The 16,631-nt window shown below is 72.5% G+C and carries 10 protein-coding genes; 7 read left to right on the top strand and 3 right to left on the bottom strand.

The annotated features are described in order from the left end of the window. Positions 1–47 precede the first annotated feature (47 nt). Complete coding sequence (locus AC07DF_RS19475) at positions 48–941, bottom strand: glutathione S-transferase C-terminal domain-containing protein (RefSeq protein ID WP_478972322.1); 894 nt, start codon at positions 939–941, stop codon at positions 48–50. A 380-nt stretch (positions 942–1,321) separates the two neighbouring features. Next, positions 1,322–2,239, bottom strand: coding sequence for an LLM class F420-dependent oxidoreductase (locus AC07DF_RS19470; protein WP_478972319.1), 918 nt, complete (start codon positions 2,237–2,239; stop codon positions 1,322–1,324). 105 nt (positions 2,240–2,344) lie between these two features. Here AC07DF_RS19470 and AC07DF_RS19465 point away from each other — a divergent pair, with 105 nt between their 5' ends. From AC07DF_RS19465 to AC07DF_RS19445, 5 genes are all read left to right on the top strand, one after another. Next, positions 2,345–2,953, top strand: coding sequence for a DJ-1/PfpI family protein (locus AC07DF_RS19465; RefSeq protein WP_478972316.1), 609 nt, complete (start codon positions 2,345–2,347; stop codon positions 2,951–2,953). Between the two features lie 49 nt (positions 2,954–3,002). Next, on the top strand, positions 3,003–3,524 hold the full coding sequence (locus AC07DF_RS19460) for a DinB family protein (protein WP_478972313.1): 522 nt from the start codon (positions 3,003–3,005) through the stop codon (positions 3,522–3,524). An 82-nt stretch (positions 3,525–3,606) separates the two neighbouring features. Then, on the top strand, positions 3,607–11,607 hold the full coding sequence (locus tag AC07DF_RS19455) for an SDR family NAD(P)-dependent oxidoreductase (protein ID WP_478972310.1): 8,001 nt from the start codon (positions 3,607–3,609) through the stop codon (positions 11,605–11,607). Next, positions 11,604–13,097 (top strand): tryptophan 7-halogenase, encoded by a 1,494-nt coding sequence (locus tag AC07DF_RS19450; protein ID WP_478972307.1) that lies wholly within the window; start codon positions 11,604–11,606, stop codon positions 13,095–13,097. Before AC07DF_RS19455 ends, AC07DF_RS19450 begins: the two co-directional genes overlap by 4 nt. 33 nt (positions 13,098–13,130) lie before the next feature. Beyond that, positions 13,131–14,243, top strand: a complete 1,113-nt coding sequence (locus AC07DF_RS19445; protein WP_478972304.1) for an ABC transporter substrate-binding protein — start codon at positions 13,131–13,133, stop codon at positions 14,241–14,243. Positions 14,244–14,251: 8 nt separating this feature from the next. On the opposite strand, the gene AC07DF_RS19440 is transcribed toward AC07DF_RS19445, so the two are convergent. Then, on the bottom strand, positions 14,252–15,106 hold the full coding sequence (locus AC07DF_RS19440; RefSeq protein WP_478972301.1) for an endonuclease/exonuclease/phosphatase family protein: 855 nt from the start codon (positions 15,104–15,106) through the stop codon (positions 14,252–14,254). A gap of 390 nt (positions 15,107–15,496) precedes the next feature. Between AC07DF_RS19440 and AC07DF_RS19435 the strand changes: the two genes are divergently transcribed. Together AC07DF_RS19435 and AC07DF_RS19430 are read left to right on the top strand one after the other, a co-directional pair. Then, on the top strand, positions 15,497–15,640 hold the full coding sequence (locus AC07DF_RS19435; RefSeq protein ID WP_478972298.1) for a hypothetical protein: 144 nt from the start codon (positions 15,497–15,499) through the stop codon (positions 15,638–15,640). Further along, entirely contained in the window at positions 15,640–16,593 is a 954-nt protein-coding gene (locus tag AC07DF_RS19430) for a phosphoglycerate dehydrogenase (RefSeq protein ID WP_478972295.1), read from the top strand. The genes AC07DF_RS19435 and AC07DF_RS19430 overlap by 1 nt, the downstream gene beginning before the upstream one ends. Positions 16,594–16,631 lie beyond the last annotated feature (38 nt).

Raw genomic sequence — 16,631 nt, 5'->3', positions numbered from 1 at the left:
GTCCACGAGCAGTTCCAGGACCACCGCCTCAGGTCGGCCGTGCGGGATCAACCGCCCTGCCGAGCAGGCGCTTCCGCGATGTGAACGGCCCAGTCGAGGATCTGTACCGCCGCCCCCGCGGCCTCCAGCCCTTGGCAGTGGGCGTGGTGCCTGCGGGCGATGCCGTTCAGGTCGAGATGGCGGCCGAAGGCGGGGTGGGCGGCGAGCCGTCGGGCGTAGGTCCACAGGTGCGGATGGTCGGCGACGCGGTGGACCGCTGCGGCGTCCAGGTGCAGTCGGTGCACGGTGTCGAGCTGGACCAGGGCCACCCACAACCGCACGTCGGCGGCGGTCAGTTCATCACCGAGGACGAACTCCTGGTCGGCGAGGCGCCACTCCAGCGACCCCAGGACCCGGAGGAGGGAGCCGAGGGCGGTGTGGCGTGCCGTGGCGTCGGTGTCGGCCTGTCCGGCGCGCTGTGCGGCCTCGTTGACGCTGTGCTCGCAGAGGCGTTCGACGGCAGCTGTCTCCTCCTCCGCGCCGGGCGGGTAGAGGACGGGACGGTCGGTGCCGTCGTCGCCGAAGAACCGGGCCAGGTCCCGGAGGATGTGCGAGGAGTGCGTGGTGACGATCCGCCCGGTCCAGGTGTCGCTCAGCACCGGTGCGAGGGCCGGCCCGGGATGCCGGTGGGAGCTGGCCTCGTACAAGGGGCTCAGCGCGGAGTGTCCGCCGTCGGGCCGGTCGGGGAGGGCCGGCAGCAGCACGACCGGGAGGGTGTCCTCCAGGCCGAGCAGGCTGTGGGTGATGGCGATCCGCAGACAGTGGGGGCAGGACAGCGACAGATGGAGGCGGTAGCGGCGCGGCGCGGCGTAGTAGCCGCTGTTGGCGTCACAGCCGATCCTGCCCCGGAACGGCGGTGGTGAGGGGAGGGACGGGACGGTGGTCAGGGGTGCGGCGGGCATGTGTCTCCCTGGGTCCGGGTCCGGCTTCTGGTTCTGGTTCTGGGAGGTGCGGCGGGAGGGCGGCGCACGGGGGGGGACGGGTGCGCGGCGGCGCCGGCGTGCACCCGTGCGCGGCGGGTCGCGGCGCCGGGGCGCCGCCGAATCAGCGGAGGGGGTTCGCCGCGCTGCAGACGCGCAGGAGATCGATGTGCCGGCGGGAGGTGAGGAGCAGAGACCACCGGCCCGCGCGCGACGCGCGGTCGGCGTACGGCTCCAGTCGCTCCATCATTTCCTACCGATGCACTAGGAATCTCTGCTCTGGAGTGTCAGGCGGCTTTCCCGCCACGTCAAGAGGGCCTGCACCCGCCCGGGCTCCGCCACCTCCCCCCCTGGCCGGTGCCTCAGCCGTTCGCCAGTTCTCCGAGCAGCTTCCAGGTGCGGCGCCGGTCGGCCTCGGTTCCCAGGTCCGTCGTCGTGAAGACCACCTCCGTCGCCCCGGCTTCCCGGTATCGGGCAACCTCGGCGGCGATGGTCTCCTCGTCCCCGATCACGGCCTGGTCGACGGCCCGGGTGCCGCCGGACAGTCCGATGACGCGCTGGTAGGAAGGAAACCGCTCGTAGAACGCGAGCGTCTCGGTCGCCTTCTCGCGCACGCTCTCGACGTCAGCGGTGACCACCCCGGGAACGAACGCCACGATGCGGGGCGCGGGCCGGCCGGCCGCCTCGGCCGCGGCGGTGACGGCCGGGACGATGTGGTCGGCGAGGGCGCGTGGGCCGGCCAGGTACGGGAGGATGCCGTCTGCGAGTTCGCCGGAGACCCGCAGCGCCTGCGGCGCCATGGCCGCGACCAGCAGCGGCACGGGCGGTTCGGCGCCCGGCACGGCGCCCGGCAAGGGAGTGGTGGCGGTCAGCAGCTCTCCGTGGAAGTCGGCGCTGCCCGTTTCGACGAGTTGGCGCAGGGCGGTGAGGAATTCCCTGAGCAGGCGGATGGGGCGTTCGTGCGGGATTCCGAAGCCGGTCTCCGTCAGGTGCTTGGTGCCGAGCGCGAGTCCGAGGTGGTAGTGGCCGCGGGTGGCCGCCTGGGCGGTCTGGGCCTGGCTGGAGACGAGGAGCGGATGGCGGCCGAAGACGGGGATCGCGGAGGTCCCGACATGCAGTCCGGGTACCTCGCGGCCGACGATCGCGGCCAGCGTGGGTGAGTCGTAGGCGAAGGTCTGCCCGAACCAGACGGAAGGCAATCCGGCTTCGTGGGCTTCCCGCGCCAGCCGCACCGTGCCGTCGATCTCGTGGTGCAGGGGAAGCGCTAATCCGATGGTCATACCCAGGCAACCGGCCCGCTCACGACCGACATTCCTGCTCGCTTGTGACAGGCTCGTGAACGCCTGGCGTGCCGCGCCGCGCTCAAAGGGGTTGAAGGAGTTGTGATGCAGGTAGCCGTGGTCACCTTCGACGGGTTCAACGAGCTCGACAGTTTCATCGCTTCCGCGCTGATCAACCGGTGCCGCAAGGACGGCTTGGAGGCCTTCGTCACGACGCCCGCGCCGGTGGTCACGTCGATGAACGGCGTGGAGGTGACCGGGCAGCGCCCGATGGAGTTCGTGACCGAAGCCGATGTCGTGCTGATCGGCAGCGGGGTGAAGGCACGCGAGGTGGTCGCCGACGACCGGCTGGTCTCGCGGCTGCGGCTCGATCCTTCGCGGCAGCTGATCGGTGCGCAGTGCTCAGGCGCGCTGGTGCTGGCCCGGCTCGGGCTGCTGGAGGGCATGCCGGCGTGCACGGACATCAAGAGCCGCCCCTTCGTCGAAGCCTCGGGCGTCACGGTGCTGGACACTCCGTTCCACGCCGAGGGGAACATCGCCACGGCGGGCGGGTGCCTGGCGTCTCAGTACCTCGCGACGTGGGTGATCACCCGCACGCTCGGGCAGGACGCCGCTCACGGCGTCCTCGACTACGTGGCTCCGGTCGGCGAGAACCAGGAGACGGTCGAGCGCGCCCTGCGGGCCGTCCAGGCGGGCGAGGCCGCGCTGCGCTGATCGCTCGACGCCCGTACGGCACACGTCTGACCCGCTTATCGTTGCGCTCATGGTCTTCGAGTCAACGACAGAACCCGCCGTCTTCCACGCGGCGTTCCGCGATCAGTTCGAGGTCTTCCTGGATGAGCATCGATCCGCGCTGCACGACAGTCTCAACGGGCTGACCGAGGAGCAGGCACGGCGGCCGCTGGTCCCGTCCAAGACCACCCTGCTCGGCCTGGTCAAGCACGCGACGTTCGTCGAGAAGGTCTGGTTCGACGAGGCGATCACCTGCCGGTCCCGTAGCGAGATCGGCATTCCCGACTCGCCCGACGAGTCGTTCGACCTCCACGACGACGACACGATCGCCTCGATCCAGGATGCCCATCAGCAGGCGTGCGCGGCGTCCCGCCGAGCCACAAAGAAGCTGACGCTGGACGACCTCCTGCAAGGCAACCGCCGGGGCCCGCTGCCGCTGCGCTGGGTCTACCTGCACACCTTGCGCGAGCTGGCCCAGCACTGCGGCCACGCCGAGATCCTTCGCGAGCAGATCCTCGGCGACGTCCCCGGCGACCCGCTGCGCCCCAGCTGATCCGGGGCGCCGGCCAGGGCACCGCCCCCAGGTCCCGTAAGGTCAACATCGTTGCACCGCGAGGGACTTGGGAGGCGGAGACATGAGGCGTGACGAGCTGATCCGGCCGGTGCCGGAGCTGTTGCGGCAGCACGCCGAGGCGGCCCCGCGGCGGGTCGCCTACTCCGACTCCGCGCGCAGCGTCACCTACGGCGAGCTGGAGCGACGCACCCGCTCGCTGGCCTCCTACCTGAAAACCCGGACAGCACTGCGCGACGGCGACCGTGTCGCGATCTGTCTCGGCAACTGCGTGGAGATGGTGGAGAGTTGTCTCGCCGTGCTGCGCGCGGGCATGGTCGGCATGCCGCTCAATCCGCGGTCCTCCGACGCCGAACTGGCCCACTTCCTCCAGGACAGCGGCGCCGCGTTCGTCATTACCGATGCCGCGCATGTCGCACAACTGCGGCGCCTGGGACCGCCGTACGACGGGCTGGGCGTCCTGGTCACCGGGGCCGGGCCGGTCCCGGACGGCGCCGAGCTGTTCCTCAGCGCGGTCGAGAGCGACGCGTCCGCGGAGATCGACCTGCTCGGGCTCGACGCTCCGGCCTGGATGCTCTACACCTCGGGCACCACGCACCGGCCCAAGGGCGTGCTGTCCACGCAGCGGGCCGCGTTGTGGTCCGTGGCCGCCTGCTACGCCCCGATCTTCGGCCTCTCGCGCGAGGACCGGCTGCTCTGGCCGCTTCCGCTGTTCCACAGCTTCAGCCACTCGCTGGCGATCCTGGGCGTGACCGCTGTGGGCGCGAGCGCCCGGATCGCGGGTGAGCCGCTGCCGCCGGGCGGGCTGCGGCAGGAGCTGCTCACGGCGTACGAGGGGCTCGGCGGGCCCTTCACCATGCTGGCCGGCGTGCCGACGACGTATCACCGACTGGTCGACTCGGCGGGCGGACTCCCGCGGGCGCTGCGGATGTGCGTGGTGGCCGGTGCGCCGAGCGGTCCGGCTCTGCGCGCGGCCGTGGAGGAGACGCTCGGGGCGCCGCTGCTCGACGCGTACGGCAGTACGGAGACCTGCGGCATGATCGCGGTGAACCGCCCCGACGGGCCCAGAGCCGAAGGCTCCTGCGGGGCGCCCGTCCCGGGCATGGAGGTACGCCTCGTCGACCCGCGCGGCGTCGAGGACGTCCCGGACGGGGCCGAGGGCGAGGTCTGGGTGCGAGGGCCGAGCCTGATGACCGGGTACCACGGGCAGCCCGAGGCGACGGCCGCCGCGCTGCGGGACGGCTGGTACCGCACCGGCGACCTGGGCCGCCGCGTCGAGCACGGCCGGCTCCGGCTCACCGGCCGGGTCAGCGAGTTGATCATCCGCGGGGGCGAGAACATCCACCCGACGGAGATCGAACAGGCCTTGGCGCAGTGTCCGGGCGTGTCCGAGGCCGTCGTCGTGGGTGTGCCGCACGATGTGCTCGGCGAGGTGCCGGTCGCCTTCGTCGTTCCAGGACCGGACGGGATCGACGTGCGGCAGGTGCTCGCCGAGTGCCGCACCCGATTGGCCGACTACAAGGTGCCGGTCGAGATCCACGAGATCGCCGCCGTCCCGCGCACCGCGTCCGGCAAGATCGCCCGGCACGCGCTGGCCGTCCCGGCTCCGGCCACGGCCGGCACCGCACGTACCGCCCTGCGCGAGCGGCTCCTGCCCCTCTCGCCCGAGGACCGGAAACGCGCGCTCCGCGAGACGGTGCTCACCACCACGGCCGAGGTCTGCCGGCCCGTGCCCGGTGATCTGCCCGACGCGGACAGCCCCTTCGCCGATCTCGGCATGACGTCCGTCGGCCTCGTCGAGCTGGTGGACAGGCTCGGCGAGCTGACCGGCCTGGACCTGCCGTCGGCACTGGTCTTCGACCACCCGACACCGGCCGAGGTCGCCCGGCACCTGCACGTGGCGCTCTTCGAGGACGAGTCCGACGACCACCCGCATGCGCCGCGTGCACGGAACCGGCCCCCCGGCGACGACCCCATCGTGATCGTCGCCATGGGCTGTCGGTATCCCGGTGACGTCAACTCCCCCGAGGACCTGTGGGAGTTGGTCAAGCACGGGCGGGACGCCATCTCGGAGTTCCCGGCCGACCGCGGCTGGGACCTGGACGCCCTGTACGACCCCGATCCCGACCGGATCGGCACGTCGTACACGCGACACGGCGGATTCCTGCACCGGGCGGCGGAGTTCGACGCCGGGCTGTTCGGCATCTCGCCGCGCGAGGCGCTCGCGATGGATCCGCAGCAGCGGCTGCTCCTGGAGACGTCCTGGGAGGTGTGGGAGAGGGCCGGAATCGATCCGGCCTCGGTGCGCGGGAGCGACACCGGTGTGTTCGTGGGCGTGATGTACGGCGACTACTCCGCCCGGTTCACCCGCTCCCACGAGCTGGAGGCGCACCTGGGGCTGGGTTCGGCGGGCAGCGTGGCCTCGGGGCGGATCTCGTACGTCTACGGTCTGCGCGGTCCGGCGATCACGGTCGACACCGCGTGCTCGTCCTCGCTGGTGGCGCTGCACCAGGCGGCGCGGGCGCTGCGCTCGGGCGAATGCTCGCTGGCGCTGGCCGGCGGGGTCACCGTGATGGCGACACCCAAGCCGTTCCTCGCGTTCAGCCGGCAGCGCGGGCTGTCGCCGGACGGGCGCTGCAAGTCGTTCTCGGCGGCGGCCGACGGTACGGCCTGGGGCGAGGGCGTGGGCCTCGTCCTGCTGGAGCGGTTGTCCGACGCGCGGCGGGGCGGCCATCCGGTCCTGGCCGTGCTGCGCGGCTCCGCGGTGAACTCCGACGGCGCGTCCAACGGACTCGCCGCGCCCCACGGGCCGGCACAGCGAGCGCTGATCACACGGGCGCTGGCGGACGCGGGGCTGCGCGCCGGTGACGTGGACGCGGTGGAGGCCCACGGCACCGGAACCAGGCTGGGCGACCCCATCGAGGCGGGGGCCCTGCTGGCCACGTACGGACAGGGCCGCGAGCAGCCGCTGTGGCTCGGGTCGGTCAAGTCCAACCTCGGGCACACACAGGCGGCGGCCGGAGTCGCCGGCGTCATCAAGATGGTCCAGGCCCTGCGGCACGGCGAACTGCCCCGGACTCTGCACGCCGACTCGCCCTCACCTCATGTCGACTGGTCCTCCGGCCGCGTGGAGCTGCTGACCGACGCCCGGCCCTGGCCGGCCTCGGACCGGCCGCGGCGCGCCGGCGTCTCGGCTTTCGGGATCGGCGGGACCAACGCGCATGTGATTCTGGAGGAGGCTCCCGAGAGGGAGACGGCGGTCTCTCCGCAGACGGTGGCCTCGCCACCCGCGCCGTGGCTGCTCTCCGCCACCGTTCCATGCGTGCTCTCCGCCGCCGACGAACCCGCCCTGCGCACTCAGGCCCGCCGGCTCGCGGCCGACTTGACGAACCGGCCCGGACTGTCGCTCTCCGACGTCGCCCACTCGCTGGCGGTATCGCGCTCCGCGCTCCCCCATCGCGCGCTCGTGCCGGCCGGTGACCGGACCCGGATGCAGGACGCGCTGACCGCGTTGGCGGAAGGTCGCGACGCACCAGGAGTCGTACGAGGGCTGGCGGACCCGGAGATCCGTACGGCCTTCCTGTTCACCGGGCAGGGTGCCCAGCGCCCCGGGATGGGCGGCGAACTGCGCGCCGCGTTCCCCGTGTTCGCCGACGCCTTCGACGAGGTCTGCCGATACCTGGACGACCGCCTCCCCCAGCCGCTCAGCGCGGTGCTGTCCGCCGAGCCGGGCTCACCGGAGGCGGCTCTGGTGGACCGTACGGACTTCACCCAGGCCGGACTGTTCGCCTTCGAGGTGGCGCTGTTCCGGCTGCTCGAGTCGTGGGGTGTGCGAGCCGATCGACTGGTGGGCCACTCCGTCGGTGAGCTGGCGGCCGCGCATGTCGCCGGGGTGCTCGATCTGCCCGATGCCGCGACGCTCGTGGCCGCGCGAGGCCGCCTGATGCAGGCACTGCCCGACGGCGGTGCGATGGTGGCGCTGGACGGTACGGAGGAGGAAGCCCGCACTGCACTGGCGGAGTTCGGGGCGCAGGCGGCGATCGCTTCCGTCAACGGGCCTCGTTCCGTGGTGATCTCGGGCGCGCGGGACGCGGTTCTCGCCGTCGCGGCCGACTTCGAGTCGTGGGGCCGCAGGGCCGTACGGCTGCGGGTGAGTCACGCCTTCCACTCGCCCCTGGTCGAGCCGATGCTCGACGAGTTCCTGGCCGTGGCAAGGGAGTTGACTTTCCGGCCGCCGCGCATCCCGATCGTCTCCACCGTGACGGGCCGACCCGCCGAGCCCGCCGAACTGTGCTCGCCCGAGTACTGGGCGCGGCACGCCCGGCTTCCCGTGCGCTTCGCCGACGCCGTGGGCCGACTCGCGGACGACGGGATCGCCGCCTACCTCGAACTCGGCCCCGGCCCCGTCCTCACCGCGGCGGCCACCGACTGCCTGCCGGACGCACCCACGACCGGAGCCGTTCTCGCCGTGGCGACACGAAGCGGTGCGTACGAACCGGAGACGCTGCTGTCGGCCGTGGCGCGGCTGCATGTGGCCGGGGCCGCTGTCGACTGGGCGGCGGTGTACACGGGTTCCGGCGCGCGCCGCGTGGATCTGCCGACGTACGCCTTCCAGCGGCAGCGGTACTGGCTGGACGCGCCACGCCCGGCAGCGGCCGACGGCCGGGCCCTGCTGAGCCCGGCGTTCCCGGTGCCGGACACCGGGCGGACGGTGCTGACCGGGCTGTTGTCCCTCGGGACCCACCCGTGGCTCGCGGATCATGTCGTCGCGGGGAGGGTCATCGTGCCGGCGACGGTGTTCGTCGAGATGGCCGTGCGGGCGGGAGACGAGGTGGGCTGCGGCACGGTCGACGAACTCGTGCTGCTGTCGCCGCTCGCTCTGCCCGGTTCCGCTGGCGTGCGGATCCAGGTCGTGGTGGGCGCCCGGGACGACTCGGGCCGGCGGACGGTCGACATCCACTCCCGGCCGGAGGAGTCCGGCGAGGACGCCTCATGGACGAGGAATGTCACGGGACAGCTGGGCCCGGGGCGCACCGCGCGGGACGAGCTGACCCAGTGGCCGCCCCAGGACGCCGAGGCGGTGGACCTCACGGGCGCGTACGCCGCCCTCGCCGAGGCCGGGCTCGCCTACGGGCCCGCCTTCCAGGGGGTCCGCGCGGCCTGGCGGCGCGGTGCCGATGTCTTCGCGGAGGTCGGGCTGCCCCCGTCGCACGCGTCGGAAGCGGGCCGCTTCGGACTGCACCCCGCGCTGTTCGACGCCGCGTTGCACGCCCCGCTGCTGGCCCGGTCCGCCGACACTGGCTCGGTCCGCGTGCCGTTCGCCTGGAGCGGTGTGAGCCTGCACGCCTCGGGAGCCACGGAGCTGCGGGTCAGGGTGACGCCGACGAGCCCGGACACCGTCTCGCTGGCCCTGGCCGACCCGTCGGGCCGACTGGTGGCGCACGCGGACTCGCTGGCCACCAGGGAACTCCAGGTCGACCGGGCCGACATGGCGGGTGACATGACGGATGACACAGCTGACGACCTCGTACGAAGGGCTCTGCTACGCCCGGAGTGGTCCGCCCTCGACGTCTCCGGCGACACCGATGAGCGCGCCTGGGTGGTACGCGGGCCCGACGAGCTGAACCTCGCCGGGTTCATGCCCGGCGCGGTGGACCCCGAGATCGTCGCCGTCACCGCCATCGCCCCTGCCACCGGCGCCGATCCACTCTCCGCCGTACACGAGCTGACCGGCCGCGTGCTCGAGGCACTCCAGGACTGGCAGGGCGACCCGGGTACGGCGGGCTCACGGCTGGTGGTGGTGACGCGGGATGCCACCGGGCCGGTGCCGGACCTGGCGGGTGCGGCGGTCTGGGGGCTGGTGCGCGCGGCGCAGTCGGAGCTGCCCGGTCGGGTGGTCCTGGTCGATGTGGACGGCCGGCCCGAATCGCTGCGGATGCTGCCGTCGGCGATCGCCGGCGGTGAGACGCAACTCCGAGTGCGGCAGGGGCAGGTGACGGTCCCGCGGCTGGCTGCCGCCGGTGACACCTCAGCCTCCGCGGCTCCCTTCGACACGGACGGCACGGTGCTGATCACCGGAGGCACCGGCGCGCTCGGCGCGGAGCTGGCACGCCACCTGGTCGCCGAGCACGGCGTACGGCATCTGCTGCTGACCGGACGCCGTGGGCCGCAGGCGCCCGGCGCCCGGGAACTGCGCCGCGAGCTGGAGGAGTCGGGAGCGCGGGTCGCCGTCGTCGCCTGTGACGCGGCCGACCGTGCCGCCCTGGGCGAGGTGGTCAAACGCTGCGAACCGCCGCTGACCGCGGTGGTGCACGCCGCCGGGGTCCTCGACGACGGCGTGCTGGACTCGCTGACCCCTGGGCGGATGGCGGCCGTGCTGCGGCCGAAGGCCGAGGCGGCCTGGCATCTGCACGAACTGACCCGGGACATGGACCTCTCGGCGTTCGTCGTGTTCTCCTCCGTCTCCGGTCTGCTGGGCCGGGCAGGCCAAGGCAACTACGCGGCCGCGAACTCGTTCCTCGACGCCCTCGCCCGGCACCGTGCCGCCGAGGGACTCCCGGCGGTGTCGCTGGCGTGGGGCCCGTGGCAGCACACCGACGGCATGGCGGCGGGGCAGCGGCCCTCGCAGGGCTCACAGCCAGGCGACGTGCTCGTGCCGTTGTCGACGCAGCAGGGCTTGGCCCTGTTCGACGCCGCGCTGCGCTCGACGGAGCCGGTTGTGGCGCCGATCCTGCTGGACCGGGCAGCACTTCGGTTCGGTGCGGGGCACCTGCCGCCGCCGTTGCGCGGGCTCGTCCGTCAGAACCGGCCGACCGTCACCGCGTCGTCCTCCGGTTCCACCGGGTCTTCCGGTCAGATGCTGGAGGCGGGAGCCTGGCGGAAGCGGCTGGCCACCGTACCCGCGGGTGAGCGGGAGGCGGCGCTCGTGGAGCTGCTGCGGGCCGATGTCGCCGCGGTGCTCGGTTACCCGGACGCCGGGGCGCTCCCGGCCGGCAAAACCCTGGCCGACCTGGGGTTCGACTCCCTCACCGCCGTGCAGGTCCGCAACCGGCTCAGCATCGCGCTGAAGCTCCGGCTGTCGGCCGCGGTGGTGTTCGAGCACCGTACGGCCGAGGAACTGGCACGCCATCTGCTCGGCCTGCTGGACGGCGAACCGGCCGCGGCGGCGGCCACCGGAACCACAGGGCCCGAGCCACAGGCGTACACCCTCTCCGCCCTGTTCCGGACGGTCAGTGCGGCCGGCCGGCCGGTGGCGGCGATGCACCTGCTCGTCACCGCGTCCTGGGCAGTGCCCACCTTCCCGGCCGCCCAGGGACGCGAGCACACGCTGCCCCCGATCCGCCGCTCCCAGGCCCGCTCCGGCTCCGTCAGACCGACGGTCGTCTACTTCCCTGCCTACCATCCCTCACTCGCCTCGGACGGCGGGGACTTCCCCCGCTTCCACCGCGCGTTCCAGGGCGACCTGAGCGTGCTGGAGTTCCCGCACCCCGGGATCGGCGCCGGTGCCGCCGTACCGGAGGACCGTGCCGCGCTGGCGCGTACGCAGGCCGAGAACGTGCTGCGGCACGTCGGGGACGGGCCCTTCGTGGTCGTAGGACGCTCGGCGGGCGGCAATGTGGCGCACGTGGTGGCCCATCAGCTGGAGACCATGGGCCGGGCAGCGACCGGTCTGGTGCTGCTGGACACCTACCACATCACGCCGGAGAACAGCGGCAAGGACTGGCTCCTGTACCTGGGCGCCCCACCGCCGCAGGACACCGGAGAGCCCCTGCCCACCGGGGACGACGACAGCGCCCTGGCCGCGATCGGTGCCTACAACCGGATCTTCCTCGGCTGGGACCCGGAACCGGTCGCCACGCCCACGCTCCTTGTGCGCGCGACACGGCCCACACCCGCCATGGCGGCCTCCGCCGACGCGGACCACTGGCGGACGTCCTGGCCCACGGCACACGAGACCGCGGACGTTCCCGGCGATCATCTGACGATGATGCGGGAGCACGCGGAGACCACCGCGTCGGCGATCCGCACCTGGATCGAAGCGCGCACGACGAAGGGAGACCAGTGAGTCCAGCCCATCCCCCGCAGGACTTCGACGTCGTCGTGGTCGGTGGCGGCCCGGCCGGGTCGACCGTCTCGGCGGCCGTCGCCCTGCACGGCCATCGCGTCCTCCTCGTCGAGAGGGAGACCTTCCCGCGGTACCAGATCGGCGAGTCCCTGCTCCCCTCCACCGTGCACGGCGTGTGCCGGATCCTCGGGGTCGAGGACGAGGTGGCGCGGGCGGGCTTCAAGCCGAAGCGCGGCGGCACGTTCCGCTGGGGCCGCAACCGGGATCCCTGGCAGTTCTCCTTCGCGCTGTCGCCCCGGCTGGCCGACCCGACCTCGTTCGCCTACCAGGTCGAGCGCTCCCGGTTCGACGCGATCCTCCTGGACAACGCCCGCCGGGTCGGGGTCGACGTACGGGAGGGCTGCCGTGTGACCGGCGTACTCGCCGACGAGGAGCGGGTCCGTGGGGTGCGCTGGACGGGCCCCGACGGCGAGGTCCGCGAGGCCCGTGCCCGGTTCGTCGTGGACGCCTCCGGCAATGGCAGCAGGATCCACCCGCACGTCGGCGGAAAGCGGATCTACTCCGACTTCTTCCGCAACATCGCGGTGTTCGGCTACTTCGCCGGCGGCGCAAGGCTCCCGGCACCGAACGAGGGCAACATCTTCTGCGCCGCCTTCGACGAGGGCTGGATCTGGTACATCCCGCTTCGGGACGATCTGACCAGCGTCGGAGCCGTGGTCGCCCGTGAGAACGCCGAGGCCGTCCAGGGGGACCCGGCGGCCGCCTGGCGCCGGCTGATCGACGCCTGCCCGGAGATACGCGACCTCCTCGACGGCGTCCCGCAGGCCACGGAGGCGCCCTACGACCAGGTTCGTGTCCGCAAGGACTGGTCTTACTGGAAGTCGCGGCTGTGGCGGCCCGGCATGGCACTCGTCGGAGACGCGGCGTGCTTCGTCGACCCGGTGCTGTCCAGCGGGGTCCATCTGGCGACCTACGGCGGACTGCTCGCCGCCCGGTCACTCAACGGCTGCCTCGCCGGAAACCTGGACGAGGAGCGGCTGTTCACCGAGTTCGAGGCCCGCTACCGGCACGAGTACCGCCTGTTCCACGAGTTCCTGGTCTCCTTCTACGACATGCACCAGGACGAACGGTCGTACTTCTGGAAGGCGCGCAAGGTCACCCACATCGGCACGACGGAACTGGAGGCGTTCGTCGAGCTGGTGGGCGGTCTGGCGTCCGGCGACGCGTCACTCGCCGGGGCCGGACCGGCGGGCGAACGGCTGACCGCGGTCGCCGACGACTTCGAGCGAGCGGTGCGTCGTCTTCCCGACGCCGACGACCTGCGCAATCCGCTCTACGAGTCCGAGACCTTCCGGAAGGTGTTCCAGGAAGGGACCGTCCTGCAAGAACGCGGAATGTTCGGCGGCCCGCTGGAGGACGAGGCACCGCTGCGGCCGGGCGGTCTGGTGGCGTCGCAGGACGGGCTGTCCTGGGTCGCCCCCGCTCCGTAGGAATCCTGTTCACCGACATTGGAGGGCCAACACATGAGTACGCCACCATCGCCGTCCGCAGCGGAGCGAACCGGCGGAGCACCTGTCCGGATCGGCGCTCTCGTTCCGCTGACCCGGCCCGGCTGGGCCGAGGCGGGCCGGCACCTGCTCGCCGGACTCGAGCTGGCCGTGTCCGAAGTCAATGACGCCGGCGGGATCGTCGGGAGAGCACTCGAACTGGTCGTCCGGGACACCGCCGCCGATCCGCGGAAGGCCGCCGCGGCCGTGGACGACTTGGCCGGCCTGGGCGTGGCTGCGGTGGCAGGCGAGTATCACAGCGTCGTCGCGCGCGCGGCCGCCGCCAGGGCCGACGCCCTCGGCGTGCCGTACCTCTGCTCGTCGGCGGTTCTCGACGCGCTCACCGAACAGCCGACGGAATGGGTCGCGCGCCTTTCGCCGCCGCAGTCCCGCGGCTGGCGGGTCTACGCGGACTTCCTCCTCGGCGCGGGCCATACCCGTGTCGCCGTGGCGACCCAGCCGAGCGTCTACTGGGCGTCCGGGATCCGCATACTGCGGGACAACCTCGCTCCGCGCGGCGGCACCGTCATCGAACTCGACATGAGCGCCCTTACCCCCACGGCCGTGTGCGAGGCACTCGTCGACCATCGCGCGACAGCGCTCCTGCTGCTGGTCGGCCACCCGGAGCCGGCCGTGCCGATCGTCCGGTCCGTCCGCGGCGACCAGCGCCTCGCCGAGATCACGATCGGGGCTCCGGCCGGACAACCGGAGTTCGCCGCATGGTCGGCACTGCTGGGCGGCGACGGCGCCGGGATCCCGTTCCTGCGCTACCTGCCCGAGCGCCTCACCCCATTCGGCGCACGAGTCGGGACGACCCTCCGCGAGCGGCTGGCCGAAGCGCCCTCCTTCGTCGCCTTCGAGGGCTACGACACGGTCGCGGTCCTCGCCGGCATCCTGCGTTCGCACGGCACGGACCCGCGACACATCGCCGAAGCCTGGCCGCGTGTCGCGGTCGAAGGCACCCGCGGGCAGATCCGGTTCACCCGCACTCCAGGCATCAGCGTCTGGCAGTGGGCCGGACCGCCCATCCAGGTGGTCGACCGGGATCCCGTGGAACTCGATCGCTTTCGGATCCTTCACACCGGCTGAGACGCCGGTCAGGGCCCCTCGCTGAAGGCCGGATCCACGTCGGAGTACAGCAGGTCGTGGTCCGAGTACGGGGTGGTTCGCACTCGGTGCTTGAGCGGGGCGATGCCTCGCAGGAAGACGTAGTCGAACTTGCTGCGCCAGTCGGTGGTCGGCTTGCAGGTGCCGGCGGACGAGGGACGGCACGCGGGATCCGTGTCCGCGGCCAGAGCCCAGATCGGGGCGAGTTCGGAAGCGTCCGGCACGGCGTTGAAGTCGCCGAGGACGATCGCACGGTCGTGTCGGGCGACGTCCGTGGCGAGTACGCGGGCCTGGTCCGCCCGGACTGCTTCCTGACGTCGTTGGGCGAGGTGGGTGTTGAAGACCCGGACGGGCTGGCCGCCCACCATGGTGGTGACGGCCATGTACCCGCGGTCCTCTGATCCTCCGTCGGGGTACTCGACCTCGACGGGGTCTGTCATCGGTGCCGCGGAGAGGACCGCCTGGCCGAAGGCTCCCGGATTCCACGGCGCTCCCCCGCAGCGGCCCCAGTCCTGAAGGACCGTCCCGTACTCGACGTGGTACTCCAGCCCGTGAAGGCTCTTCAGATACTCCCGGATCCTCTCGACGTCCCGCACGCACGCCTCTTGCATGCCGATGACCTGAGGCGCGTGCGTGGCGATCTCCGCCGCCCGGCCGACGTTGCTCGCATCGCAGGGGTTGCAGATGTTCCACGTCATGACCCGGTTCGGTACGACATCCCTGACGGCGTCGACGGGCACGGACCTGCCGAAGAGGGCACCGCTGGGTGCGCTGGGTCCGACCAGCACCATGCAGGCCGCGACCACGGCACCCGCGAGCAACCGCGTACCCCTGACGAGCACCATCGCCTCCTCCGTGTGGACACGTGTGCGTCCGACGTCTCCACGCACGAGGTTATGGGACGGAGCTGTGAGCGACACACACTTCTGATCCATCGACAGGTGCGCGATCCGAGCGACCGCGGCGGGCTACGCGACTCCGCTCGGCCGATACCCCGCAGTGCGCGAAGCGCGCGAGAACCCTTGCGTGATTCGCGCAGTCATGCGAGCGTTCCCCTGGCATCGACGCCTGTCACCCCAGGTCGGCGACGCCACCTGCGCATTCCGCGCAGCCAGCGCACTGCAGACGCACATCCGGCGTCCGACAGCCGCGCGCTTTTCACGAGGCATCACCCGCCCACGCCCCGTCCCGGCACCGCTCGCACCGCCCGCCCGCCCGCCCAGGAAGGACACGCCGTGACCGTCGGCATCCAACTCCCGCAAGTCCCCGTACCGCTGTGCCGTCGCGCCCTGGGCACCATGGCCGTCTCCATGCTGCACGCGCTCGCTGCGTGCGTGGACGCCGCCAACGGCCGCGCGGCGCGCGGCGGAGCGCGCTGATGCCGACCACGCTCATCACGACGCCCACCTTCGCGCGGCATTCGGCACTCCCCTGGCAGATCCTCGAAGAGAACGGGGCGGGGCCGCTCCGCCCGTGTGCCGACGCGGCCCTGCCCGCCGCCGAACTGTTCTCCCACGCCGCCGAGGCGGATGCCCTGATCGTCGGCATGGACCCCGTCACCGCCGAGGTACTGGACGCCGCACCCCGCCTCAAGGTGATCGCCAAACACGGCGTCGGCGTGGACACCATCGACCTGGCCGCCGCCCGGGCCCGCGGCATACCGGTGGTGTGCGCGCCGGGCAGCAACTCCCGTGCGGTGGCCGAGTACAGCTTCGGACTGCTCCTGTCGGCGACGCGCTCCCTCACCGCCTCGCACACCGCGGTGGAGTCGGGCGGCTGGCCGAAGCTGTTCGGCCCCGAACTGCACGGCAAGACGCTCGGCATCGTCGGCTTCGGCCGCATCGGGCGTCTGCTCGCCGGCTACGCCCGTGCCTTCGGGATGCGCGTGCTCGCCCACGACCCGTACCTCCCGGGCGACGACGTCCGCGCGCACGGTGCCGAACCGGCCGCTCTCGACGACCTGCTGGCCCGCGCCGACGCCGTCAGCCTGCACACCCCGCCCGATCCGTCCGGCACTCCGCTGCTGGACAGTGCCCGTCTCGCGGCGATGCGGCCGGGCGCGGTCCTGGTCAACGCGGCGCGCGGGGGCCTCGTCGACGAGAGCGCGCTCGCCGCCCTGCTGCGTTCCGGGCACCTCGGGGCCGCGGCCCTCGACGCCTTCAGTACCGAGCCCCTGCCCGCCGACCACCCCCTGCGCGAGGCCCCCCGCACCCTCCTCACCTCGCACATGGCCGCCTGCACCCCGGAGGCCAACCAGGCCATGGGCGCGATGGTGGCCGAGGACATCGTCCGCGTACTGGCAGGCGAGGCACCGCTCCACCGGGCCCGCTGAGCCCCGCCCTTGATGGCCCGGCCGACCCCGATCACCCG

The sequence above is a fragment of the Streptomyces sp. NPDC044719 genome (assembly GCF_056433405.1).
This window is presented reverse-complemented; position numbering and strand designations above follow the sequence as displayed.

Coding starts and splice junctions, on each gene's coding strand:
- AC07DF_RS19475 (WP_478972322.1), bottom strand. CDS start 941: ATGCCCGCCGCACCCCTGACCACCGTCCCGTCCCTCCCCTCACCACCG.
- AC07DF_RS19465 (WP_478972316.1), top strand. CDS start 2,345: ATGCAGGTAGCCGTGGTCACCTTCGACGGGTTCAACGAGCTCGACAGT.
- AC07DF_RS19430 (WP_478972295.1), top strand. CDS start 15,640: ATGCCGACCACGCTCATCACGACGCCCACCTTCGCGCGGCATTCGGCA.
- AC07DF_RS19445 (WP_478972304.1), top strand. CDS start 13,131: ATGAGTACGCCACCATCGCCGTCCGCAGCGGAGCGAACCGGCGGAGCA.
- AC07DF_RS19455 (WP_478972310.1), top strand. CDS start 3,607: ATGAGGCGTGACGAGCTGATCCGGCCGGTGCCGGAGCTGTTGCGGCAG.
- AC07DF_RS19470 (WP_478972319.1), bottom strand. CDS start 2,239: ATGACCATCGGATTAGCGCTTCCCCTGCACCACGAGATCGACGGCACG.
- AC07DF_RS19440 (WP_478972301.1), bottom strand. CDS start 15,106: ATGGTGCTCGTCAGGGGTACGCGGTTGCTCGCGGGTGCCGTGGTCGCG.
- AC07DF_RS19460 (WP_478972313.1), top strand. CDS start 3,003: ATGGTCTTCGAGTCAACGACAGAACCCGCCGTCTTCCACGCGGCGTTC.